This window comes from Kitasatospora sp. NE20-6, assembly GCF_045862635.1.
This window is the reverse complement of the sequence record NZ_BPRL01000013.1, coordinates 98,084-120,499: the sequence shown is the minus strand read 5'-3', so window position 1 is coordinate 120,499 and position 22,416 is coordinate 98,084. Positions and strand designations below refer to the sequence as shown.

Here is a 22,416-nt window from a genome sequence, read left to right as displayed (position 1 = left end):
CGGAACGGACCCCCGGTGTTCCTCGGCCCCCGCCGCCCTGCACCGCCGCCGCGACCGTGCAGGGCGGCGGTGCAGGGCGGCGGCTTCGGCATCGGTGACGGCACTCGGAGGGTACGGATGAGCACAGCGGGCGCAGCGGTTCCACCCTCGCCGTGGTGGCAGACCTTCTACGGGGGCCTGCAGAAGATGGGGCGGAGCCTGCAGCTGCCGGTGGCGGTGCTGCCGGCAGCGGGCATCCTGAACCGGCTGGGGCAGGACGACGTGTTCGGCAAGGACGGCCTGGGATGGGACAACGTGGCGAAGGTGTTCGCCGCGGCGGGCGGCGCGCTGCTGAACTCGAACCTGGGGCTGCCGCTGCTGTTCTGCATCGGCGTGGCGATCGGCATGGCGAAGAAGGCGGACGGTTCGACCGCGCTGGCGGCGGTGGTGGGCTACCTCGTCTACTACAACGTCCTGCGGGCGTTCCCGGACAGGGACCAGTGCGGGGGGACGCTGGCGGGCGACCAGTGCATCGACTTCTCGGCGGACACGTCGAGCGCGGCGGTGTTCCAGAATCCGGGGGTGCTGGGCGGGATCCTGATCGGTCTGATGTCGGCGTGGCTGTGGGTGCGGTACCACCGGACGAAGCTGGTGGACTGGCTGGGCTTCTTCAACGGGCGCCGGCTGGTGCCGATGATCACGGCCGTGGCGGGCCTGGCGCTGGCGTGCCTGGCGCTGTGGGTGTGGCCGCCGATCGGGACCGCGATGACGGACTTCTCGCAGTGGCTGGCGGATCTGGGCTGGGGCGGGGCGGGGATCTTCGGCCTGGCGAACCGTTTGCTGCTGCTGATCGGCATGCATCAGTTGATCAACACGTTCGTGTGGTTCCAGTTCGGGGACTACACGAAGCCGGGGACGGGCGAGGTGGTGCACGGCGACATCCCGCGGTTCCTGGCGGGGGACCCGACCGCGGGACAGTTCACGTCGGGCTTCTTCCCGATCATGATGTTCGCGCTGCCGGCGGCCGCGCTGGCGATCGCGCACTGCGCGAAACCGCACCGGCGCAAGGAGATCTACGGTCTGATGCTGTCGGTGGGCCTGACGAGCTTCGTGACGGGTGTGACCGAGCCCATCGAGTACTCGTTCGCGTACATCGCGCCGGCGCTGTTCGTGGTGCACGCCCTGCTCACGGGCGCGTCGATGGGGGTGACGTGGGGGTTGGGGGTGCACGACGGTTTCAGTTTCTCGGCGGGCCTGATCGACTATGTCATCAACTGGGGGCTGGCGACGAAACCGTGGCTGATCATCCCGATCGGTCTGGCGTTCGCGGCGGTGTACTACGCGGTGTTCCGATTCGTGATCGTGAAATTCGATCTGAAGACTCCGGGCCGGGAGGACGAGGCGGACGAGGTGGATGTCACGAAGGCGTGAGGTTTTGTTGAGCCACTCGCCAAAGTCGCGGTGACCGCGGGTAATCATGATCGCCGATCCGCAAGAAGGTTTCGATTTCATAGCGCTTCCGACCTGCGGTGCTTCCGAGGGTTCCCCCCTCCGTCGGGAGCGTGTTAGAAACTGGTCTACACCACTCGTGGTGTAGACCAGTTTGGCGTGTCGGCCCCGATGCACCCCTCCGGCCCGCCCTGTCGTTAGGAACCATCCCCATGAGTACGACTGCGCAGGCACCGGCGCCCGCCGCGGCACCGTCCCCGGCCAAGAAGTTCGGCCAGAGCACCGTCCAGGGCCTGCAGAAGATCGGCAGGAGCCTCCAGCTGCCGATCGCCGTCCTGCCGGCGGCGGGCCTGCTGCTGCGCCTCGGCCAGGACGACGTCTTCGGCAAGGACGGTCTCGGCTGGGACAAGGTCGCCGCGGTGTTCGCCACCGCCGGCGACGCGGTGTTCCACAACCTCCCGCTGCTCTTCGCGGTGGGCATCGCCATCGGCTTCGCCAAGAAGGCGGACGGCTCCACCGCCCTCGCCGCGCTGGTCGGCTACCTGGTGTACAAGAACGTGCTCACCGCGTTCCCGATCACCGAGTACAAGATCCTCCCCGGCAAGGACGAGGCGGCGACCTACCAGGATCCCGGCGTGCTCGGCGGCATCGTGATCGGCCTGCTGAGCGCCGTGCTGTGGCAGAGGTTCCACCGCACCAAGCTGGTCGACTGGCTGGGCTTCTTCAACGGCCGCCGCCTCGTCCCGATCATGATGGCGTTCGTCGGCACCGCCGTCGGCGTGGTCTTCGCCCTCACCTGGGGCCCGATCGGCGACGCCATCAGCAGCCTGAACAACTCCCTCATCGGCGCCGGCGCCCTCGGCGCGGGCGCGTTCGGCCTGATCAACCGCGGCCTGCTGCCCGTCGGCATGCACCAGTTCGTGAACTCGTACGCCTGGTTCCAGACCGGTGACTTCACCAAGACCGACGGCACCGTCGTGCACGGCGACCTGACCCGCTACTTCGCCGGCGACCCGAGCGCCGGACAGTTCATGTCGGGCTTCTTCCCGATCATGATGTTCGCGCTGCCCGCCGCGGCCCTGGCCATCGCCCACGCCGCCCGCCCCGAGCGCCGCAAGGCCGTCATGGGCATGATGATGTCGCTGGCGCTGACCTCCTTCGTCACCGGTGTCACCGAGCCGATCGAGTTCGCGTTCCTCTTCATCGCCCCCGTGCTCTTCGCCATCCACGCCGTGCTGACCGCCGTCTCGATGGCCGTCACCTGGGCGCTCGGCGTGCACGCCGGCTTCACCTTCTCCGCCGGCCTGATCGACTACGGCCTCGGCTTCAGCAAGGCCACCCACCCGCTGCTGATCATCCCGATCGGTCTGGTCTTCGCGGCGCTGTACTACGTGCTGTTCCGCTTCGCGATCACCAAGTTCAACCTCAAGACACCCGGCCGCGAGGACGACGGCGAACTCGAGGACGTCACCAAGGCCTGACACCCCTCCCCCGCTCGCGCGGACCCCGCCCGGCTGCTCCGGGCGGGGTCCGTCGCGTTCCGCGCCGCGGCCGCCCGCGCCTAGAGCCAGCCGAGCCGAGCGGCGTGCACGCCTGCCTGGAAGCGGCTCTGCGCACCCAGGTCGGTGGTGAGGTCCGAGACCAGCCGCCGCACCGTGCGCTCGGAGATCTCCAGCTTCCGGGCGATCGCCTGGTCGGTCAGCCCGGCCGACAGCAGGCGCAGCACCTCGCGGTGGCGGTCGTCGGGCACGCCGCGGCCGAGCAGGTCGGACGGCACCCAGGCGGCCGTCCAGAAGTAGTCGAAGAGCTCGCGGACGACCGCGAGCACCGCGGTGTCGCGGACGACCAGGGCGGTGTCGGGCGCGCCGCCCGGTGCCGGCAGCACGGCCAGGGTGGTGTCGACCACGATCATCCACAGCGGCAGGCTGTGGGCGACCCGGATGCCCGCGCCGGCGGCGGTGAGCTGCTGGACGTGCGCCAGCACCGCGGGGTGGCGCAGGGCTGCGGCGGGGTAGACGGTGTGCAGCCGTACGCCGTGGCCGAGGGCGATGCGCTCGCGGGCGAGTTTGGCGTCGAGGGCGCCGGGGCTCTGGTCCTGGCCCGGGCGGAGCGAGAGGGCCTCGGTGCGGGCGCCCCGGGCCGCGTCCTCCAGGAGGGCGGCGATCCGGTCGGCGCCGTGGACGAGGTGGTGGCCGGGGCCGTCACCGGGGCCGGCCGCCTGGAGGGGGAGGTAGCGGGCGTGGAGGTGCTCGACGGAGTCCCGGGTGTGCCGGACGGCGGCGAAGAGTTCCGCGAGGTGGTCGTCGGCGGTCCCGAGCAGGTGGCGGACAGCGGTGGTGACGGAGACGGCCGCGAGGCCGCTGCCGGTGGAGGCGGTGGGCTGGAGCAGGCCGAGGAGCCGGAGCTCGGCGACGGCGGTGTCGAACTCGTGCTGCGACCAGCCGAGTTCGTCGCGCAGGAGAGGAAGGGGGCGGCCCGGGTCGGCAAGCAGGCGGCGGTACAGGGCGGTGCTGTGCTCCACCCCGGGGACGATAGTCAGCGGCCCGCCGCCCGGACGGTGAATTCCAGCATGCGGGACCGGGGCGCCGGTCCCGGCCATGGCCGGTTCAGGGTGCCGCCGCGGCGGCCCCGGACGGCACGGGCGGCACCAGGATGGCGGGCATGGTGATGACCGAGGCTTCGACGATCTGGTTCGACGGTGCGCTGGTGCCGTGGCAGCAGGCGCAGGTCCACGTGCTGACGCACGGGCTGCACTACGGCACCGGTGTGCTGGAGGGCACCCGGGTGCACGGGACGGCGGACGGGGCCGCGGTGTTCCGTCTGGACGACCACCTGCACCGGCTGGTGCGCTCCGCGCACATGCTGCGGCTGCCGCTGCCGTACGGGGTGGAGGAGTTGGCGGCGGGCACGCTGGACCTGCTCCGCGCGAACGGGCAGCGGTCCTGCTACGTGCGGCACTTCGCGTTCCTCGGGTACGGCACGATGGGGCTCGGCATGCAGGGCGCCCCCACCACGACGGTGATCGCGTCGTGGGACTGGCCCGAGGCCGCGGAGGCGCGGCCGCTGCGGCTGAAGACCAGCAGTTGGCGGCGGAACGACCCGAACTCCGTTCCCCCGGCGGCGAAGGCCACCGGCCCGTACCTCAACTCGGTGCTGGCGCGGCGGGAGGCGACCGATGCCGGCTACGACGAGGCGCTGCTGCTGGCGTCCGACGGTTCGGTGAGCGAGTGCAGCGCGGAGAACGTCTTCGCGGTGCGCGGCGGGGTGCTGCGCACTCCCCCGGCGGCGTCGGGCGCGCTGGAGGGCCTCACCCAGGACACCGTGCTGGCGCTGGCCCGGGATCTGGGGGTGGAGGTGCGGGTGGAGCGGCTGCTGCGGTCGGACCTGTACGCGGCGGACGAGGTGTTCGTGTGCGGCACCGCCGCCGGGATCGCCCCGGTCGGCTCCCTGGACGATCGCGAACTCCCCTCGGCTCCAGGCGAGTTGACCAAGCGACTGGCGGACGCGTACCGGGCGGCGGTGACCGGGGAGGACTCCCGCTACGCCCACTGGCTGACGCGGCTGTGAGGCGCCCCGGGGCCGGCCGGGCCGGGTACGGCTTCAGGTCCGGTACGGCTCCGGGTTCGGTACGGCTCCGGGTCCGGGTCCGGGTCCGGTCAGAGCTCGTAGACGGCGCCGGGGCGGGCGAGGTCGACGGGCCCGGTGAACGCCGCGGCGGCGTCGCGGCGGTTGCGCTCGGCATCCGTCCACGGCGGGATGTGGGTGAGGACCAGACGGCCGACCCCGGCGGCCGCGGCGTGCTCGCCGGCCTCGCGGCCGTTGAGGTGGATCGCCCGGAAGCTCTCCTTGCCGTCGGTGTACGCGGCCTCGCAGAGGAAGAGGTCGGCGCCGCGGGCGAGGTCGACGAGGTCGGCGCACTCGCCGGTGTCGCCGGAGTAGACGAGCGCCTTGCCGCCGTGCTCGACCCGGAAGCCGTACGCCTCGGTGTCGAGGTGGTTGACCAGGGTGCTGGTGACGCGGAAGGGCCCGAGGTCGAAGGTGCGGTTGCCGAGCGGGCGGAAGTCGAAGACCTCCTTCATGCCGGGCTCCTCCGGCATGTCGTACGCGCGGGCGAGGCGGTCGGCCGTGCCGTGCGGCCCGTAGACGGGCACCGGGTCGGGGCAGCCCTCGACGCGGTAGTTGCGGGCGACCCAGTAGGCGCAGAGGTCGACGCAGTGGTCGGCGTGCAGGTGGCTGAGCATCACGGCGTCGACGTCGTAGAGTCCGGTGTACCTCTGCAGCGCGCCGAGGGCGCCGTTGCCGAGGTCGAGCACCAGGCGGTAGCCGTCGGCCTCGACCAGGTAGCTGGAGCAGGGGGAGTCGGCCGACGGGAAGCTTCCCGAGCACCCCACCACGGTCAGTTTCATGCCGAGCCCCTCCGCCCCGCTGGGTCATGGTCCGCCGACAGGGCACTACCTGTCGGTAGTGATGCCTTCGCGTTGTCGAGAGTAAGGGGCGGGCGGCACTTTGCCCCCGTCTCCGTGCCGCGCTGTGGCTGGAATCACCAGAACGGGCCGGGAAGGTTGCGGGGAGTGGCGGCGGGCGCCGGTCAGCGGTGGCCGGGGCGGTTGCGGGCCCAGCTGCGGATCCGGTCGGGACGCCAGCGGGGGCGTCCGGCGGCGTCGACGGCGTCGGGGTCGGGCAGGAGGCCGTGGCGGCGGTAGCTGCGGACGGTGTCGGGCCGGACGCCGATGTACCGGGCGATCTCCGGGTAGGACCACAGGTCCTCGGGGTGCGTCACAGGCTTCGCCCTTCGCGCTGGGTGCGGTGCGCGATCAGCTTCGCGGGCGGGCCCGGGACGGCCGGCGGCGGCCTGACGCCGTCGCCGTTCCGTGACGGGCCGGCAGCACGGAACGGACAAATCCCCGATTGTCACAGCACGACGGGCGGGCGGCCGGGGCGGCACGCGGAAGGCGTGGCACCCGTCCGGATGCCACGCCTCGGCGGGTACGCCCTCGGGCCTCAGGCCCAGAGCTGCCCCTGGAGCGCCTCGACGGCGGCCTCGGTGGACTCGGCCGTGTAGATGCCGGTCGACAGGTACTTCCAGCCGCCGTCCGCGACGACGAAGACGACGTCGGCACGCTCGCCGGCCTGCGCGGCCTTCCGGCCGACGCCGATCGCGGCGTGGAGGACGGCGCCGGTGGAGACGCCCGCGAAGATGCCCTCCTGCTGGAGGAGGTCGCGGGTGCGGCGGACGGCGTCGGCGGAGCCCACGCTGAAGCGCGTGGTGAGCACCTCGGCGTCGTACAGCTCGGGGACGAAGCCCTCGTCGAGGTTGCGCAGGCCGTAGACGAGGTCGTCGTAGCGGGGCTCGGCGGCGACGATCTTCACGCCGGGCACCTTCTCGCGCAGGTACCGGCCGACGCCCATGAGGGTGCCGGTGGTGCCCAGGCCCGCGACGAAGTGGGTGACCGTGGGAAGGTCGGCGAGGATCTCCGGGCCGGTGCCGCCGTAGTGCGCCGCGGCGTTCCCGGGGTTGCCGTACTGGTAGAGCATGACCCAGTCCGGGTGCTCGGCGGCGATCTCCTTGGCGATCCGCACGGCCGTGTTGGAGCCGCCGGCGACGGGCGACGAGATGATCTCGGCACCCCACATGCGGAGCAGTTCGCGCCGTTCCTCGCTGGTGTTCTCCGGCATGACGCACACCATGCGGTAGCCCTTGAGCTTGGCGGCCATGGCCAGCGAGATGCCGGTGTTGCCGCTGGTGGGCTCCAGGATGGTGCAGCCCGGGGTGAGCCGTCCCTCGGCCTCGGCGGTCTCGATCATGTGCAGGGCCGGGCGGTCCTTGATCGAGCCGGTGGGGTTGCGGTCCTCCAGCTTCGCCCACAGGCTCACGCGCCCGTCGTCGTTCCCGGGGAGGTCTGCCGAGAGCCGCGGCAGCCGGACGAGCGGGGTGTTGCCGACGGCCTCCAGGGGGCTGTCGTAGCGCATGGTGCCTCCGGCGTTCGGGGGGCGGATGAGGGTGTGCGGTGCGGGAGCCTGCGCGGGCGTCCCCGTGGCGGTCGCGCGCCCCCGGCCGGACGGCCGGGGGCGGGGGTGCTGCGGGCCGCGCCGGCCGTTACTCCGAGCCGCCGGCCACGGCCGGGAGGATGGTGACGCTGTCGCCGTCGGCGACGGTGGTGCCGATGCCCTCCAGGAAGCGCACGTCCTCGTCGTTCAGGTACACGTTGACGAAGCGGCGCAGCTCGCCGTTCTGGAGCAGGCGGTCGGCGATGCCGGGGTGGCGGCTGTCCAGGTCGTGGAAGAGCTCGCCGACGTTGGCGCCGGCGCCCTCGACGGCCTTGGCGCCGTCGGTGTACGTGCGGAGGATGGTCGGGATGCGGACCTCGATGGCCATGGCTGCGCTCCTGTGGAGGTGGGTCGGGTGGGCCGCCGCACGCGGCGCGGCAGGGGTGGAGGGCCCCGGGGTGCCGGGGCGGGCGGTGCCGAAGTCAGTGGGCGTCGGCAGTGCCGGGACAGATCGCGCTGGCGAGCCGGCACAGGTCGACGTGCAGGCGCGCCACGAGGCGGATGCCTGGGGCCTGGTTGCTCACATCGACGGAACGCATGCACTCATCGTATAGATTCCCGACCCCGCAACGGCATCCACGTCTCGCGATGCGGGACATTCCGTTTCTCCTGGCGAGACAAGGGCCCGGGGCGGCCGTTTCGGGCCGTCCGCCGGGCCCTGCACCGGACTCCGGGTCAGGCGGGGTACACCTCGACGACCTCGACGTCTTCCTCAGTGATCACGCCGTCCACGATGCGGAACGAACGGAATTCGTAGGGATCGTCCGCACCGGCGCCCTCCGCGGTGGACACCAGGACGTAGTGCGCCTCGGGCTCGGAGGCGTAGCTGACGTCGGTGCGGGACGGGTACGCCTCGGTCGCGGTGTGCGAGTGGTAGACGACGACCGGCACCTCGTCGCGGTCGTCCATCTCGCGGTAGAGCTTCAGCAGGTCGCCGGAGTCGAACTCGTAGAAGGTGGGCGAGCGGGCCGCGTTGAGCATCGGGACGAACCGTTCCGGGCGTCCGCTGCCCTCGGGCCCGGCGACCACACCGCAGGCCTCGTCCGGGTGGTCGGCACGGGCGTGGGCCACGATGCGGTCGCGCAGTTCACGGGTGATGGTCAGCATCCGGCCAGGATAGCCAGCGCCGACGGGCGCTCCGGTGCCCGTACCGGCACCCGGACGGGCCGCCGTCCCGCCTGCCGGACGGGCGGGACGGGGGGCTGGGCGAGGTGCGAGGTGCGAGGCGGGGAGCGGGGCGAGCGGCGGGGCGCCCGGCCGCGGGACTTGCACCTCACGCGGGGCGGCACGTCAGAGGTGGCCGTTCTCCGCGTGCAGGGGGTCGCGGGCGGGGTCGCGCAGGGCCCCGGGGCTGCGGCGGGCGAGCAGCGCGTAGCCGAGGACGAGCAGGGCGGCCCAGACGGGCAGCACGTACAGCGAGATGCGGGCGTCGTCGTCGATGCCGATCAGCACGACGACGAGGAACAGGAAGGCCAGGGCGGCACCGCTCGGCCAGAGCCCGCCGGGCGCCTTGAAGGCCGGGGCCGGCAGACGGGTGCCGCGCCAGGCCCGGCGGTAGCGGATCTGGCAGACGAGGATCACCGCCCACGTCCACAGGCCGCAGACGGTGGCCACGGAGGTGATGTACTCGAACGCCTTGGCCGGGGCGAGGTAGTTGAGCAGCACGCCGACGCCCATGAGCAGGCAGGACGCGGTGATGGCGACGGCGGGGGTGCGGCGGCCGTTCAGCGCGGCCATCCGGCCGGGGGCCTGACCGCACAGCGCGAGGTTGCGGAGCATCCGGCCGGTGGAGTACATGCCGGAGTTGCAGGAGGACAGGGCGGCGGTGAGCACCACCCCGTTGATGATCGACGCGCCGGCGGGGATGCCCATCTTCTCGAAGGCCGCGACGAACGGGCTGACGCCGGGCGCGAACTCCTGCCACGGCACCAGGGAGAGGATGATCACCAGCGCCCCGACGTAGAAGAGCGCGATCCGCCAGGGCAGCGTGTTGACGGCCCGCGGCAGGGTGCGGGCGGGGTCGCGGCTCTCGCCGGCCGTGACGCCGACGAGTTCCACGCCGAGGTAGGCGAACATGACGATCTGAAGGGTCATCACCGTCGCGCCGACGCCCTCGGGGAAGAAGCCGCCGCCGTTCCACAGGTGGCCGACCGAGGCGGTGTCGCCGGCGTCGGTGAAGCCGAAGAGGAGCACGCCGATGCCGAGCAGGATCATGCCGACGATGGCGGTGACCTTGACCATGGAGAACCAGAACTCGATCTCGCCGAACAGCCTCACCGAGATCAGGTTGGCCGCGTAGAGGAGCACGAGGAAGGCCAGGGCGCTCGCCCACTGCGGGATGCCCGGCTCCCAGAACCTGACGTACACGGCCGCCGCCGTGGTCTCGGCCATGCCGGTGACCACCCAGAACAGCCAGTACGTCCAGCCGGTGACAAAGCCCGCGAACGGGCCGAGGAACTCCCTGGCGTACTCGGCGAAGCTGCCGGACGCCGCCCGGTAGGTGAGGAGCTCGCCGAGCGCCCGCATGATGACGAAGATCACCACGCCGGCCACGGCGTAGCTGAGGATCAGGCTGGGGCCCGCCTTGGAGATGGCGGTGCCGGCACCGAGGAAGAGCCCGGTGCCGATCGCCCCGCCGATGGCGATCATCTGGATCTGGCGGCTGCCGAGGCCTCGGACGTAGCCCGCCTCGTCCGGGACGGCGTCGATCACCTCGTCGTAGCGCTGACCGGCCATGGGGCGGACCGTCCTTGGGTCGCGGGAGGGCGGCGGGCACGCCGGGCCCGTCCGGACACCGGTGCCGATCCGGCCGTCAGGCCGAGCATGGCACGCCCGCCTTGGGACGGTACGACCGAAATGCCGCACTCCCCCGGCCGTCATCCGGACGAGGGCAGGCGCGGTCGGGATGCAGGCCAGCGGGGCAAGGTGCGGCCGGGCGGGACGCGGCGGGACGGGACGCGGCGGGACGCGGCGGGACGCGGCGGGACGGGACGCGGCGGGACGGGACGCGGCGGGACGGCGGCGGCTCCTCCCGGCGGTCAGCCGGTCATCGCCTCCAGCAGCGACTCCTGCATGCCGCCGAGCCAGAGGTAGGCCATCACCAGCGGCTTGCGCGGGTCGGAGTCGGGCAGGCCGTGGAGCTGCTGCTCGTCCTCCTCGGAGACCTCCAGCCGGGAGCCGAGCGTGAGGCGCAGGTCGTTGAGCGCGCCGAGCCAGCGCGGGCAGTCGCCGACGGGCACCGTGACGACGCCGCCCCTGCCGCCCAGGCCGTCGAGCGCCTTGACCACGCCCAGCGCGTCCTCCCGCTTGCGGGCCCGCAGGTCGAGCTCGGTGTACCGCCGGAACTCCCCCGCCATGGCGCGGGTCTGCGGGTCGTCGGGTTCGCCCGGCTCCCCGTACGCGTCGGGGAAGAGCCGCGCCAGCGCCGGGTCGGCGGGCGCCTCGGTGGGCCCTTCGGCGAAGAGCGCGGCGAGCGGGTCGTCGGCGAGGTCCGCCGGGCCGGGGCCGATGAGTTCCAGCATCTGCACCTCCAGCGATCGGAGGATGGACGCCTCCACCTCGTCGAGGGCGATCGCTGCGGCGCCCTCACCGGCGCTCTCGAAGAAGCCAGCCATGAGTTCGGATTCAGCCCGTCTGCGTCGTTGTCGTCTGTCTGTCTGTCCGTGGATCCCGGGTGCGGTCCGGGTGGGCGGTGGCGCCCGGGGGCGGCTCCGGCCGGGGCGGGCGTGACGGCGGGTCGCCCCGCGGTGTCCGCCGCCCTCGCGTCAGTCGTGCTGCAGGGTGGCCCAGAGGCCGTAGCCGTGCATCGCCTGGACGTCGCGCTCCATCTCCTCGCGCGTGCCGCTGGAGACCACCGCACGGCCCTTGGTGTGCACTTCCATCATGAGTTCGCGGGCCTTGTCCTTCGGGTAGCCGAAGTAGGCCTGGAACACGTACTGGACGTAGCTCATCAGGTTCACCGGGTCGTTGTGGACGATGGTGACCCACGGTGTGTCCGGCTGCACCGACGGCAGGCCCTCGACTTCCGGGCGCTCGATCTCGACCGGCGCGACACTCACGACTGGCTCTCTCCTCTGCGGCTCACCGGGGTGAGGGCGCGTCCGCCCCCTCCTCATGCTTCCATCCGGGGGACGTCCGGGCGAATCCGGGTCGACGTGTCGCACGAGAAATCGTCACTTTGACGCTAAGTGGTAGTAGCATCATCACCATGGACGCCATCACCGCGCACCGTTCCACGGCGCTGCTCACCGACCGCTACGAGCTCACCATGCTCCAGGCCGCCCTGCGCAGCGGCGCCGCAACCCGCCGCTCGGTCTTCGAGGTCTTCACCCGCCGCCTGCCGAACGGCCGCCGCTACGGCGTCGTCGCCGGCACCGGCCGCGTGCTCGACGCGGTGGAGAACTTCCGCTTCACCGGTCCCCAGCTGGACTGGCTCGCCGACCAGCGGGTCGTCGACGAGGACACCCTGCGCTTCCTGGCCGACTACCGCTTCCAGGGCGACATCCACGGCTACGCCGAGGGCGACGTCTACTTCCCCGGCTCGCCCCTGCTGACGGTCGAGGGCAGCTTCGCCGAGGCGGTGATCCTGGAGACGGTGATCCTCTCGATCCTCAACCACGACTCGGCGATCGCCGCCGCCGCCTCCCGCATGACCGCCGCCGCCGGCAGCCGGCCCGTCATCGAGATGGGCGCCCGCCGGGCGCACGAGGGCGCCGCCGTCGCGGCGGCCCGCGCCGCGTACGTCGCAGGCTTCTCCGCCACCTCCGACCTGGAGGCCGGCTTCACCCACGGCATCCCGACGACCGGCACCGCCGCGCACGCGTTCACCCTGCTCCACGACAGCGAGCGCGACGCCTTCACCGCCCAGATCGACTCGATGGGCCGCGGCACGACGCTGCTGGTCGACACCTACGACCTGGCGGAGGCCGTCCGCACCGCCGTCGAGGTCGCGGGGCCCGAACTCGGCGCCGTCCGCATCGACTCCGGCGACCTCACCCTGCTCGCGCACCGCGTCCGCCGGCAGCTCGACGACCTCGGGGCCCACCGGACCCGCATCATCGTCACCTCCGACCTCGACGAGTACGCCATCGCGGCACTCGCCGCCGCCCCGGTCGACGGCTACGGCGTCGGCACCAGCCTCGTCACCGGCAGCGGCCATCCGACCTGCGCCATGGTCTACAAGCTGGTCGCCCGCGAGAGCGTGCCCGGCGGACCGCTCGTCCCCGTGGCCAAGCGCTCCGCCGGCGGCAAGACCAGCACCGGCGGTCGCAAGTGGGCCGCCCGCAGGCCCGACGCCGACGGCACCGCCGAGGCCGAGGTCGTCGGCACCGGGCCGGTGCCCGCCGAACTGGAGCCGCACCTGCTGCACGTGCCACTGGTGCGCGCCGGCACGGTGGTGGGGCGCGAGCCGCTGGAAGCAGCGCGCGACCGGCACCTCCGCGCCCTGGCCGGGCTGCCGCTGTCCGCGACCCAGCTGTCGAAGGGCGAGCCCGTGATCGTGACCGAGCTGCTGAGCGGCGCGACCACCGCAGGGTGACGACCGGCGGGCCTTCCGCCTCCGCGCGTCACTCCCTACAGTCTTCTCGACAGCACTCGCAGTCGCCACCACGCTCCAGCGCCCCGCACCGGAGCCCCCACCGCACCCGCACGGCACCGCAGGACACGGCGGCGCAGCACACCCGCCGTCCACCGGCGGCGCGGAGGGGCACCGGAGCGATCGGCGCACCGCGCGAGCCGGCGCACCGCACAGCCCCCGGACCCATCGATCCGCGCACGGATCACCCACAGCGAGAGAAGCGAGCCATGCACCGGGCCCTGATCGTCGTCGACGTGCAGAACGACTTCTGCGAGGGCGGCAGCCTGGCCGTCGCCGGAGGTTCCGAGGTGGCGGCCGCCATCACCGACCTGATCGCCGACGCCTCCCCCGGCTACACCCACATCGTCGCCACCCGCGACCACCACATCGACCCCGGCGCGCACTTCGCCGCCGAACCCGACTACGTGTCGTCGTGGCCGGCGCACTGCGTGGCCGGGACGGAAGGCGTCGGGTTCCACCCCAACTTCGCCCCGTCCGTGACCTCCGGCGCGGTCGAGGCGGTCTTCGACAAGGGCGCCCACTCCGCCGCGTACAGCGGCTTCGAGGGCGTCGACGAGAACGGCGGGACGCTCGCCGGCTGGCTCCGCGACCGGGACGTCACCGAGGTCGACGTGGTCGGCATCGCCACCGACCACTGCATCCGGGCCACCGCCCTCGACGCCGCCCGCGAGGGCTTCTCGACCCGGGTGCTGCTCGACCTCACCGCCGGGGTCGCCGCGGCCACCACCGACGCCGCCCTGGTCGAACTCGCCGCCGCCGGGGTCGAACTCTCCGGCACCCCGGTGGTCCGCTGACCGGTCGGGGCACCGCTCCCCCGGCCGGACGGCGGGTGCCGCGGACGGACGCCTCAAGCGGACGGGCTTCGCAGACGGACGGGTGTCACGGACGGGCTCCGCGGCCGGGCGTCACGACCGGGGCGGTGGCGGGAAGCGGACGGGAACGGCCGGGACGAGCGGGCTACCGGTCCGTGACCAGGAGCTCCACGACGTCCTCCCCGCCCGCCCGGAACGCCTCGCGCAGCTCGCCGCCGACCACGTCCGGCTCGGCGGCGACCCGCGCGCCGGAGACGTGGACCACCCGCACGCCCAGGAACTCCATCCGGTGCTGCTCGGCGCGCACCCACGACTCCTCGCCCTCGCTCACGCAGCGCAGGTCGGAGTCGACGGCCACGGCGACGGCCGCACCCGGCCAGTACAGGTCCGGGACGGCGACGTAGGTGCCGCCGCGCATCCGCAGCTCCGGGCCGGCCAGCGGGACCGGGAGCAGCCACTCGTCGACCAGGTCGCCGATCCGGGCGAACACCGACTCCCTTTCGGCGGCGAGGAGTTCGTCCACCGCCGCGCGCACCCGCGGCTCGCCCAGCAGGTCGGCCTCGCGGAGCTCGCCGACGAGCTCCCGCAGGCCGCATCCGTCGTCGGCCCGCGACACCGCCTCACGCAGCATCGCCCGCAGCAGGGCCGGCCGCACCGCACCGCTCTCGAAGGCGCCGGCGTCCGTCCACTCGCGGACCGCGTCGGCGACGGCGCGCGCCACCGGCGCACACGCGAGGCCGTGCACCGAGCGGGCCACCAGCTCGCGTCCGGTGCGGCGGATCCGCACGGCACCCGCGTCCTTCAGCCGCCGCTGGCGCGGCACCAGCACGTCCACGCCGGTCACGGCGGGAAGGCGGGGCACCGAGGCGAAGCCGTACAGGGCGAGGGCGGCGGCACCCGTGATCACCGCGCCCTCGCGGCCGCCGTCCTCGCGGCCGTTCTGGGCGGCGTAGAGGAGGGCCGCCCACATGCGCTGCTCGGGCGTGGGATCCCCGCCTTGCAGGAGATAGACCCGCGGCAGCATCCGCTGCCAGGGCCCGCCGCGCCGGCAGTGCTCGGTGACGACGCGGGACGGTACGCCGCGGGCCCGCAGCTGGCCCGCGGTGACGACGTTCTGCTGACGCCGCGCCAGCTCTTCGAGGGAGAGCGGCTGGGAGGGAATCCGGTAGCTCATGCCGACACCTTCCCCAACGCCGACCGGGCCGCACGCACGACCTGACGACCTGTTACCCAACCGTCGTCAAACCGGGACGGGCCTGCACTAAAGTCCCCATACCCTCACCCGTTCGGCTTATGGGGCGTTCACTCCGATGACGGAATAGATCGGACTTGGGGCGTGACGATCCGTTTTTCATCGAATCGGCACATCCTCGCCACGGGGTTCCGGGACCCTCCATGATCAGCGCGATCTGACCCAGAGTGATCGACAGCACACGGTGAAGCACCACCCCCGCGCAACCGCAACCCCTCCGATTGCCTAACATCGGCTCATGCCCCGTGACGAGATCCCCGGTCTGCGCGCCGCCCAACTGCGCCTCGGCCGTCTACCCGGCTATGTCCGCCGTCCCGACCTCTCGCGCCGCAAGAGCGAGGACGGCCACACCTACAAGAAAGGCTGGGAGGTCCGCTTCACGGCCCGGACGGAAGCCGAGATAGCCGAGATCCGCGACCTGGTCGTGGCCGCCGGCTTCGCTCCGGCCCGGCCCTTCTTCAAAGGGCACCAGCTGATCCAGCCGGTCTACGGCATCGCCGCGGTCCAGGCCTACCTGGCCGCCCGGGAAGCCATGGAGGAACTCGCCCGAACCCGCGACGGCGACACCTTCACCGGCGATTCCGAGGCCACGGCCGAGGCCGCCGCCGAAGCCGGTACGGCGATCAGCGGCGCCGTCGCCCTCCCCGGGCAGACACGCCGCGAGGCCGCCGCACCACTGGCCGCCGCCGCCGCAGCCGCCGCCGCGGTCGCTGCGGCCACTGCGGCTGCGGCTGCCGCCTCCACGGACAGGGGCACGGGCGCGGGCACGCCGTCGACGGCTGCCGATCCGGCCGTCGGCCCGACCGTCGACCCGGCCGCGGCGAGGCCCGCCGCAGTCACCGGCACCCACGGCCGAAGAGCCGCCGACCGCGGGATCAGTTCAGCCGGTCGTACATCCTGAACGTGTAACTCGCCTCGTACGAGATGACGTTGCCGCTCGTCGCCGGAAGGCCGAGCCGACGGGCCAGCAGCCCCGACAGCGGGCCGCAGCCCTCCGGCGCGGGAGCGGTGAACGCGTCGTCGTACGCCGAGAAGTGCACCAGCGGCGGATTCCTGGAGACCCACACCGAGGGAGCCGGCCGCTTCAGGTGCACCTCCACCGGCACACTCGCCCCGACCGCACACCCCCGCGGGAGCACCGGGCCGGCCAGCGCGAACCGCAGGCTCAGCACACCGGTGTAGAAATCCGCCCGGCCGCCGTACACCGGCTCCAGCGTCAGCCCGAGCAGGCGGCTGCGGCCACCCGCCGCGGTGCCGGTCAGACCGCCCGGCACCGCACTCGGACCGCCGCTGCGCCACGCCCCCCACACCTGGCCGGGCGTTCCGTCCGCCATCGGCCCCTCCGCGTGCACCATCATGATCGGCCGCACCGCGGGCAGGTCGACCGCACCGATCCGCAGCCGCGGCGAGGCGAGGTGCACCTCGCACCGCCAGCGGGCCGGGTCGACGCCGGCCGGGAGCGCCGGGCAGTCCGCGTAGCCGGGCTCCAGGGCGGCGAGCTCGGCCTCGGGCGTCACGGCCGCACCGGCCGCACCGGCAGCGCGGGCACCCCCGGCCGCGGGCCCGGACGGCACCGCAGGAACGGCCGGCGCGGCCGACAGGGTGCTGGCGGGAGCCGAGGGGCCGGGCGCCGAGGGGCCGTGGGGTGCCGCGAGTGCCTCGGCGGGACAGGCGACCGCCAGGACGCTCGCCAGGACGCCTGCCGAGGCAAGGGCGACGACCGGGAGGCGGAACGCCCGGCGGCCGGAAGCACGGCGGGGACGGCGGCCGGGGCGGGGCGAGGTGTCGGTTTCCATGACGGCCAGCCTGCCGAGGCACCGGCGCCCCCGACATCGGTGAGAGCCCTGACCGCACCCCCACGCGCCCCCGGTGCGTCCCCGAGAGCGACCCTGACGAACCGTCACGTCGAGGCGTCTGCGGCGGCCCCCGGGGGGTCGGCGGTGTCGACGTGCACCGTCGCACCCAGCAGCCTCGGAACAGCACGTCTGAGGGCCTGCTCGGCGGCCTCCGCCACCCGGTGGCCCGCCGCGACGCTCAGCGCCCCGTCGACGACCACCTCCGCCTCGGCCCGGAGCGTGTGGCCGATCCAGCGCATCCGCAGCGCACCGACCCCGCGCACCCCCTCCACCTCGCGCAGCCCCCGCTCGGCGGCGTCCACCAGCGCAGGGTCGACGCCGTCCATCAGCCGGCGTCCGATCTCACGGACCGAGCTGCGCAGCACCAGCAGGATCGCCGCCGTGATGAGCAGGCCCACCAGCGGATCCACGATCGGCAGCCCGACGGCCGCCCCCGCCGCGCCCAGCAGCACCGCCAGCGAGGTCAGCCCGTCCGACCGGGCGTGCAGGCCGTCCGCCACCAGCGCCGCCGAACCGATCCGGCGGCCCGTGGCCATACGAAAACGCGCCACCCACTCGTTGCCCGCACAACCGACCAGGGCGGCACCCGCGACCGCCCAGAGGTGCCCCACCGGCTGCGGATGGAGCAGGCGGTCGACGGCGGTCACGCCGGCCAGCACCGCCGACACCGCGACCGCGCCCACCACCGCCACCCCGGCCAGGTCCTCGGCCCGCCCGAACCCGTAGGTGTAGCTGCGGCTCGCAGCCCGGCGTCCGAGCAGGAACGCCAGGCCGAGCGGCACCGCGGTCAGCGCGTCGGTCAGGTTGTGCACGGTGTCGCCGAGCAGGGCCACCGAACCCGACCACCACACCACCACGCCCTGCACGGCAGCGGTCAGCCCCAGGACGACCAGGGACACCCAGAGCGTGCGGAGGCCCTCGGCGGAGGATTCCATCGCCTCGTCGAGCCGGTCCGCCGCGTCGTGCGCATGGGGACGGAGCACGTGGAGCAGGCGTCGGCGCAGACGGCCCCGCTCGCGGCCGTGGTCGTGGGAGTGGTCGTGATCGTGGCCGCGGGCGTGGCCGGGGCCGTGGTCGTGGCCGGGGCCGTGGTCGTGGCCGGGGCCGTGGTCGTGGCCGGGGGCCTGATCACCGGGGGTGCGGGGCCGGTGGGCGCCGCCGTGAGAGTGGTCCCCGTCACCGCAGGGGTGATCGTCGGGGTGCGGGTGCGGGTGCTCGGATGGGTGCGCCAGGTCCGCCATGCGCCCCACGGTGGCACATCAACACCGCTGCAGCCACCACCGTTCTACCCTCTGTGACCAGGTGCGATACCCTCGCATCTGCACCCGGCTCCAAAGTCGGCTGACTGTTCGTCACATTGCGTACCAATCAGGCCCGTTCCGCGCATCTCAGAAGACTTGTCACCCAAAGCAGCCGCGCGAGGGCCTAGAGTGAGCGCAGCGCAGGGCGCCCCTTCCGACGCAACCAGATCGAGAGGCTGATGTGGCTGATCGTCATGTCCCCGCCACGGCATCGATCCTCCCTGTTGCGGACGACGGGCCCAGAGCAGCCATGCCGCTCGAGTTCACCGCTTTCTGCGAACTGCACCGCCCCCGCTACCTCAGCTACGCGCGCGTCTGGTTCCACGACCCGGCCCGCGCCGGTCGCGTGGTCGACCAGGCGTTCCACGCACTGGCCGACGTGTGGCCGGAGGTCCTCGGCAGCCCCAACCCGGCCGCCATCGCCTGGCAGATCCTGCGGAGCACGGTGGCCGAGTGCGACCGCCCCCGGCCGGAACCCATCGTGGAGCACCGTCCCGCCCCTGCCGACGAAGACCTCGCGATCCTGCACTACGTGGTCGGACTGGCCGCGCCCGAGATCGCCGACGTGGTCGGTGCGGAGGCCGCGAGCGTGGCCGGCCAGCTCCGGCACGCGCTCCGCGGCATGCCTCAGGAGTGGTGACCCACCGGCCGCGTACCGGCCGCGCACAGGCCGATGCCGGTCAGCGTCGATCACCGGCACCGTCGCGCACCAGCCGCCGTCGATCACCGGCCGCCGGACGGAACCCGGTGCGACGGTGATCCGAATCACCGCCCGATCGGCTCACGCGGCGGCCTCCACCGGCGAATGATGATCTCCAGTCGACCGGACGGAGAATCCACATGTCCATCGAGCACGCCGCCGACATGTTCGAACAGCAGGCCACCGCCTGCGCCGAACTCGGCTCCCCGCTGTACGCAGCCGTCCTCCGGCGGGCAGCAGCGGACATCAGGGAAGGCGGCCCGATCGCGGCCGCGATCGCGGGCCACGAGGATGCCGTAGGGCCGCAGGCCATCGCCCTGCGGCTCCTCGGCGGAGTGCACGCACTCGTACTGACGGGCCGTGCCCCCGAACTCGCGGCCCACTACCCCAGCGCCGGGGGCACCTTCGACCCGCACCGGCCGGACGCCCCCTGGCCGGCCCTCCGCGCGACCGTGGCCGACAACCTGCCCTGGGTCCGCGACTGGCTGACCCGGCCGCCCCAGACCAACGAGGTGGGCCGGGCGAACCTCCTGATCACGGGACTGCTGTGCACGCTCGGCGAACGCCGCCTCCCGGTACGTCTGTTCGAGATCGGCGCGAGCGCCGGGCTCAACCTGCTGGCCGACCGCTTCCACTGCACGTCCGCCGGCTACGCCTACGGGCAGCCCGGCTCCCCCGTCCACCTCGCCGGGGCCTGGCGCGACACTCCGCCGGACTGGCTGCCCGCAGAGCCCGCCCCGCTGGTCTTCGCCGAACGCCGAGGCTGCGATCTCACCCCGATCGAGCCGCGATCGGCCACCGGCGCGCTGGCCCTGCGGGCCTACGTGTGGCCGGACCAGGCCGACCGGGCCGCCCGCCTGGCGGGCGCGCTGCAGCTCGCCGAGGAGCTGGCCACCACGGTCGAGCCGATCGGTGCCGCGGCCTTCCTGCGCGGCGTGGACGTCGCGACCGGAACGCTCACGGTGGTGTGGCACTCGATCATGCGGCAGTACGTGCCGGCCGACGAGTGGGCCCTCGTGGAGCAGGAGTTGGACCGGCTGGCGGCGGCCTCGACGGACGACGCCCCGTTCGCGCACATTGCCTTCGAGCCCCGGAGGATCGGGCAGGAGCACCCCTGCGTCCTCACCGTCCGCAAGGGCGTCGAGCCGCTCCGGCTGCCGGCCGTGGCGGTCCCGCACGGGTTGCCCGCATGGCCGGCCGAACCGGGCTGGGAGGCCGCGGTCGCGGTCTGACGGAGGCGCCGGGCGGCTCCATGCCGCCGCCCGGCCTCCTGGCCACCCGGACGCCCGTCCGGGCGCCGCCACACTCGGCGACGGCGTACGAGGGTGGCACGCGCGGGCATCCGGGGCGTCCGGGGTGCCCAAGGCCTCCGGCCCCCGAACATCCCGGCCGGGGGGCGAACGGTGGCGGATCCCCGACGTGCGCGTGACCTCAGGGACGAGTGCCGGTGACGTCGTACAGGTGGTGCACGGGGTCATGGATCAGGTACCGCGCGAAGGTCTCCACCGTGAACCGTGCGCCGTCGCTCCGCAGCCCCGTACGGGACCACCGGCTGCCCGACACTTGGTCGAACGCCGCCGCCAACTGCTCCGCCGCGGCGGCGAGCTCCGGACCCACGACCGCCGGATCCTGCTCGCCGTACCGCTCCGCGACCGCCGTCTCGTCCTGGTCCCAGTTGGGGAAGGTCGGATCGTCCTGCGTGAGCATCAGGGCCAGCCGCAGGTCGAAGATCCGGAAGACGTCCCGCACATGGCACGCGTACTCCAGCGGCGACCACACGTCCGGCTGCGGGCGGTGGCGCAGCTCGGCCGGATCGCCCGCGAGCAGCGTCACCCATGAGGCGGCGTTCGCGCGGACCATGCCGGCGACGTCCTCGCGCACCACTCCGGAGGCGTTCAGCCCACAGTCGCTACAGGGGCGTTCGAGCACCCAGGTCCAGTCCTTGGCGTCAGGAATGATCATGCCCTCAGCATCCCGCCGCCCTGCGCGCCTCACCAGGCCACGGAACGCCAGTCTCCGCCAAGATGCTGCCACCCCCTGCGTCCCGACGCCTGCCGCCGAGCAGCTCGACGCCCGCCAGGTGCCGGGGTCCTCACGGGGGCACAGGCCACCACTCGGTCCGTGCGGCCTCCCGTCAGGCCTCCCGTGCGACCTCCCGTTCGCCGTACGAGGCGCGGGCGGCCCGGATCTCGTCCAGGTGCGCGCGGGTCCAGGCACACGCGGCATCGATCGGGCCGAACAGTGAGCGGCCCAGCGGGGTGAGCGCGTACTCGACCCTGGGCGGCTGCTCCGCGTAGGCGGTTCGTGCGACCACCCCGTCCCGTTCCATCGCGCGCAGGGACTCCGCCAGGACCTTGGGGGTGATCCCGACCAGCGGCACCTTCAGTTCGGTGAAGCGCCGCGGCCCGCTCTCCAGGCACCGCATGATCTTCCAGCTCCACTTCTCGCTGCCCCGGACGGGCAGCCGCTGGCCACCGTCCGCGCACGTGCCGAAGAAGTCCGCGGTGAGCGGTGGGAGGGGCGAGGCGGGCGGCGGGAGGGCCGCGGACGGGGAACGCATTCCGGTCATGCCCAGAACGTACTGCGGGTACCGCCGGTACCGTTGAAGTAACCGACACCTCCTGTCCTACCGTCACGGCATCGCGGCCGATGAGCGCATCGGCCCATGCATGTGTCGATGGGGTGGTCCTGGTGAGTGTTGTGGTGTTCGGAGCAGGCGGGCGGGTGGGGCGGGCCGTCGTCGCCGAGGCGGTGTCGCGCGGACTGGCCGTCACGGCGGTCGTCCGCACGCCGGAGCGGCATGCCGACCTGGCGGCCCCCGGGGTGGAACTGGTGGCCGGCGACGCGGGTGACCCGGACTCCGTCGCCAGGACCGGGGCGGGGCACGCGGTTGCCGTAGCCGCGCTGTACCGCGCCGATGTCGCCGCCGCGGAGTTCTACCGCACGACCACCTCCGCACTCGTCACGGGGTTGCAGGGCGCGGACGTGCCCCGGCTCGTGACCGTCGGGGTGGCCACCACCCTGGCGGTCGCACCAGGCGTCCTCGTGCACGACGGGCCGGAGTTCCCGTCCGAGTACCGCGCGTTCTCGCTCGGTCACCAGGCGGCCCTGGAGGTGCTGTCCGGCGCCCCGCGACGGCTGGACTGGGTGGTGGTCACACCGCCGATGGACCTCGGCCACGACGGGGTCCGCACGGGCAGGTACCGGATCGGCGGCCCGGTCCTGCCCGAGGGGGGCGGGCACATCTCGCACGCGGACCTCGCGATCGCCGTCGTCGACGAGGCCGAGCGGCCGGCCCACCATCGCACGCAGGTCGCCGTCTGGGCCTGACGGCCACGGCCCGCAGGCTCCGCCCGGTGCGGACGGGCGGACGGCCGGACGGCCGGACGGGCGGACGATCGGCTGGGCAACGGGCAGGGCAGG

Annotated in this window: 25 protein-coding genes; 10 read left to right on the top strand and 15 right to left on the bottom strand. The window is 73.3% G+C overall.

Annotated elements, in window-relative coordinates; all coding sequences use genetic code 11:
* Positions 1-117 precede the first annotated feature (117 nt).
* A complete protein-coding gene (locus SNE206_RS14355; protein ID WP_407913707.1) occupies positions 118-1,410 on the top strand; it encodes a PTS transporter subunit EIIC in 1,293 nt (430 codons plus the stop codon).
* Positions 1,411-1,640: 230 nt separating this feature from the next.
* The gene (locus SNE206_RS14350; protein WP_407913706.1) at positions 1,641-2,909 is read left to right on the top strand and encodes a PTS transporter subunit EIIC; all 1,269 of its coding nucleotides are present in this window, start codon (positions 1,641-1,643) and stop codon (positions 2,907-2,909) included.
* Positions 2,910-2,989: 80 nt separating this feature from the next.
* On the opposite strand, the gene SNE206_RS14345 is transcribed toward SNE206_RS14350, so the two are convergent.
* Positions 2,990-3,949, bottom strand: a complete 960-nt coding sequence (locus tag SNE206_RS14345; RefSeq protein WP_407913705.1) for a LuxR C-terminal-related transcriptional regulator — start codon at positions 3,947-3,949, stop codon at positions 2,990-2,992.
* A 140-nt stretch (positions 3,950-4,089) separates the two neighbouring features.
* On the opposite strand from SNE206_RS14345, the gene SNE206_RS14340 reads away from it, so the two are divergent.
* Positions 4,090-4,995 carry a branched-chain amino acid transaminase gene (locus SNE206_RS14340; RefSeq protein ID WP_407913704.1) on the top strand — a complete coding sequence of 302 codons (906 nt, stop codon included), beginning with the start codon at positions 4,090-4,092 and terminating at the stop codon, positions 4,993-4,995.
* Between the two features lie 89 nt (positions 4,996-5,084).
* On the opposite strand, the gene SNE206_RS14335 is transcribed toward SNE206_RS14340, so the two are convergent.
* From SNE206_RS14335 to clpS, 9 genes are all read right to left on the bottom strand, one after another.
* Positions 5,085-5,834 carry an MBL fold metallo-hydrolase gene (locus tag SNE206_RS14335; RefSeq protein ID WP_407913703.1) on the bottom strand — a complete coding sequence of 250 codons (750 nt, stop codon included), beginning with the start codon at positions 5,832-5,834 and terminating at the stop codon, positions 5,085-5,087.
* 182 nt (positions 5,835-6,016) lie between these two features.
* On the bottom strand, positions 6,017-6,208 hold the full coding sequence (locus SNE206_RS14330) for a MerR family transcriptional regulator (RefSeq protein WP_407913702.1): 192 nt from the start codon (positions 6,206-6,208) through the stop codon (positions 6,017-6,019).
* Positions 6,209-6,429: 221 nt separating this feature from the next.
* The gene (locus tag SNE206_RS14325; protein WP_407913701.1) at positions 6,430-7,398 is read right to left on the bottom strand and encodes a PLP-dependent cysteine synthase family protein; all 969 of its coding nucleotides are present in this window, start codon (positions 7,396-7,398) and stop codon (positions 6,430-6,432) included.
* A 127-nt stretch (positions 7,399-7,525) separates the two neighbouring features.
* Entirely contained in the window at positions 7,526-7,804 is a 279-nt protein-coding gene (locus SNE206_RS14320) for a MoaD/ThiS family protein (protein ID WP_407913700.1), read from the bottom strand.
* A gap of 94 nt (positions 7,805-7,898) precedes the next feature.
* Entirely contained in the window at positions 7,899-8,015 is a 117-nt protein-coding gene (locus SNE206_RS14315) for a putative leader peptide (protein WP_317634052.1), read from the bottom strand.
* A 136-nt stretch (positions 8,016-8,151) separates the two neighbouring features.
* The gene (locus SNE206_RS14310) at positions 8,152-8,583 is read right to left on the bottom strand and encodes a Mov34/MPN/PAD-1 family protein (RefSeq protein ID WP_407913699.1); all 432 of its coding nucleotides are present in this window, start codon (positions 8,581-8,583) and stop codon (positions 8,152-8,154) included.
* Positions 8,584-8,766: 183 nt separating this feature from the next.
* Positions 8,767-10,212, bottom strand: coding sequence for an amino acid permease (locus SNE206_RS14305; protein ID WP_407913698.1), 1,446 nt, complete (start codon positions 10,210-10,212; stop codon positions 8,767-8,769).
* Between the two features lie 302 nt (positions 10,213-10,514).
* Positions 10,515-11,090 (bottom strand): DUF2017 domain-containing protein, encoded by a 576-nt coding sequence (locus tag SNE206_RS14300; protein WP_407913697.1) that lies wholly within the window; start codon positions 11,088-11,090, stop codon positions 10,515-10,517.
* 150 nt (positions 11,091-11,240) lie between these two features.
* Positions 11,241-11,534: an ATP-dependent Clp protease adapter ClpS gene (gene clpS / locus SNE206_RS14295; RefSeq protein ID WP_407913696.1), complete on the bottom strand. Its 294-nt coding sequence runs from the start codon at positions 11,532-11,534 to the stop codon at positions 11,241-11,243.
* Between the two features lie 149 nt (positions 11,535-11,683).
* On the opposite strand from clpS, the gene SNE206_RS14290 reads away from it, so the two are divergent.
* Together SNE206_RS14290 and SNE206_RS14285 are read left to right on the top strand one after the other, a co-directional pair.
* Complete coding sequence (locus SNE206_RS14290; protein ID WP_407913695.1) at positions 11,684-13,012, top strand: nicotinate phosphoribosyltransferase; 1,329 nt, start codon at positions 11,684-11,686, stop codon at positions 13,010-13,012.
* Positions 13,013-13,278: 266 nt separating this feature from the next.
* A complete protein-coding gene (locus SNE206_RS14285) occupies positions 13,279-13,866 on the top strand; it encodes an isochorismatase family protein (RefSeq protein WP_407913694.1) in 588 nt (195 codons plus the stop codon).
* 163 nt (positions 13,867-14,029) lie between these two features.
* On the opposite strand, the gene SNE206_RS14280 is transcribed toward SNE206_RS14285, so the two are convergent.
* On the bottom strand, positions 14,030-15,058 hold the full coding sequence (locus SNE206_RS14280; protein WP_407913693.1) for a hypothetical protein: 1,029 nt from the start codon (positions 15,056-15,058) through the stop codon (positions 14,030-14,032).
* A gap of 316 nt (positions 15,059-15,374) precedes the next feature.
* Between SNE206_RS14280 and SNE206_RS14275 the strand changes: the two genes are divergently transcribed.
* Positions 15,375-16,037 carry a hypothetical protein gene (locus SNE206_RS14275; protein ID WP_407913692.1) on the top strand — a complete coding sequence of 221 codons (663 nt, stop codon included), beginning with the start codon at positions 15,375-15,377 and terminating at the stop codon, positions 16,035-16,037.
* Here the strand turns inward: SNE206_RS14275 and SNE206_RS14270 are convergent.
* Complete coding sequence (locus tag SNE206_RS14270) at positions 16,012-16,932, bottom strand: hypothetical protein (RefSeq protein WP_407913691.1); 921 nt, start codon at positions 16,930-16,932, stop codon at positions 16,012-16,014. The two genes, SNE206_RS14275 and SNE206_RS14270, sit on opposite strands and share 26 nt — an antisense overlap.
* A gap of 104 nt (positions 16,933-17,036) precedes the next feature.
* Positions 17,037-17,975, bottom strand: coding sequence for a cation diffusion facilitator family transporter (locus tag SNE206_RS14265; protein ID WP_407913690.1), 939 nt, complete (start codon positions 17,973-17,975; stop codon positions 17,037-17,039).
* Between SNE206_RS14265 and SNE206_RS14260 the strand changes: the two genes are divergently transcribed.
* From SNE206_RS14260 to SNE206_RS14250, 3 genes are all read left to right on the top strand, one after another.
* Positions 17,961-18,290 (top strand): hypothetical protein, encoded by a 330-nt coding sequence (locus SNE206_RS14260; RefSeq protein WP_407913689.1) that lies wholly within the window; start codon positions 17,961-17,963, stop codon positions 18,288-18,290. The genes SNE206_RS14265 and SNE206_RS14260 overlap by 15 nt on opposite strands.
* A 253-nt stretch (positions 18,291-18,543) precedes the next feature.
* Complete coding sequence (locus SNE206_RS14255; protein ID WP_407913688.1) at positions 18,544-18,933, top strand: hypothetical protein; 390 nt, start codon at positions 18,544-18,546, stop codon at positions 18,931-18,933.
* A 200-nt stretch (positions 18,934-19,133) separates the two neighbouring features.
* Positions 19,134-20,225 carry a DUF2332 domain-containing protein gene (locus SNE206_RS14250; RefSeq protein ID WP_407913687.1) on the top strand — a complete coding sequence of 364 codons (1,092 nt, stop codon included), beginning with the start codon at positions 19,134-19,136 and terminating at the stop codon, positions 20,223-20,225.
* 199 nt (positions 20,226-20,424) lie between these two features.
* On the opposite strand, the gene SNE206_RS14245 is transcribed toward SNE206_RS14250, so the two are convergent.
* Positions 20,425-20,955 carry a DinB family protein gene (locus SNE206_RS14245; RefSeq protein WP_407913686.1) on the bottom strand — a complete coding sequence of 177 codons (531 nt, stop codon included), beginning with the start codon at positions 20,953-20,955 and terminating at the stop codon, positions 20,425-20,427.
* 172 nt (positions 20,956-21,127) lie between these two features.
* Entirely contained in the window at positions 21,128-21,562 is a 435-nt protein-coding gene (locus SNE206_RS14240; protein WP_407913685.1) for a winged helix-turn-helix transcriptional regulator, read from the bottom strand.
* 122 nt (positions 21,563-21,684) lie between these two features.
* Between SNE206_RS14240 and SNE206_RS14235 the strand changes: the two genes are divergently transcribed.
* Positions 21,685-22,323, top strand: a complete 639-nt coding sequence (locus tag SNE206_RS14235) for an NAD(P)-dependent oxidoreductase (protein WP_407913684.1) — start codon at positions 21,685-21,687, stop codon at positions 22,321-22,323.
* Positions 22,324-22,416 lie beyond the last annotated feature (93 nt).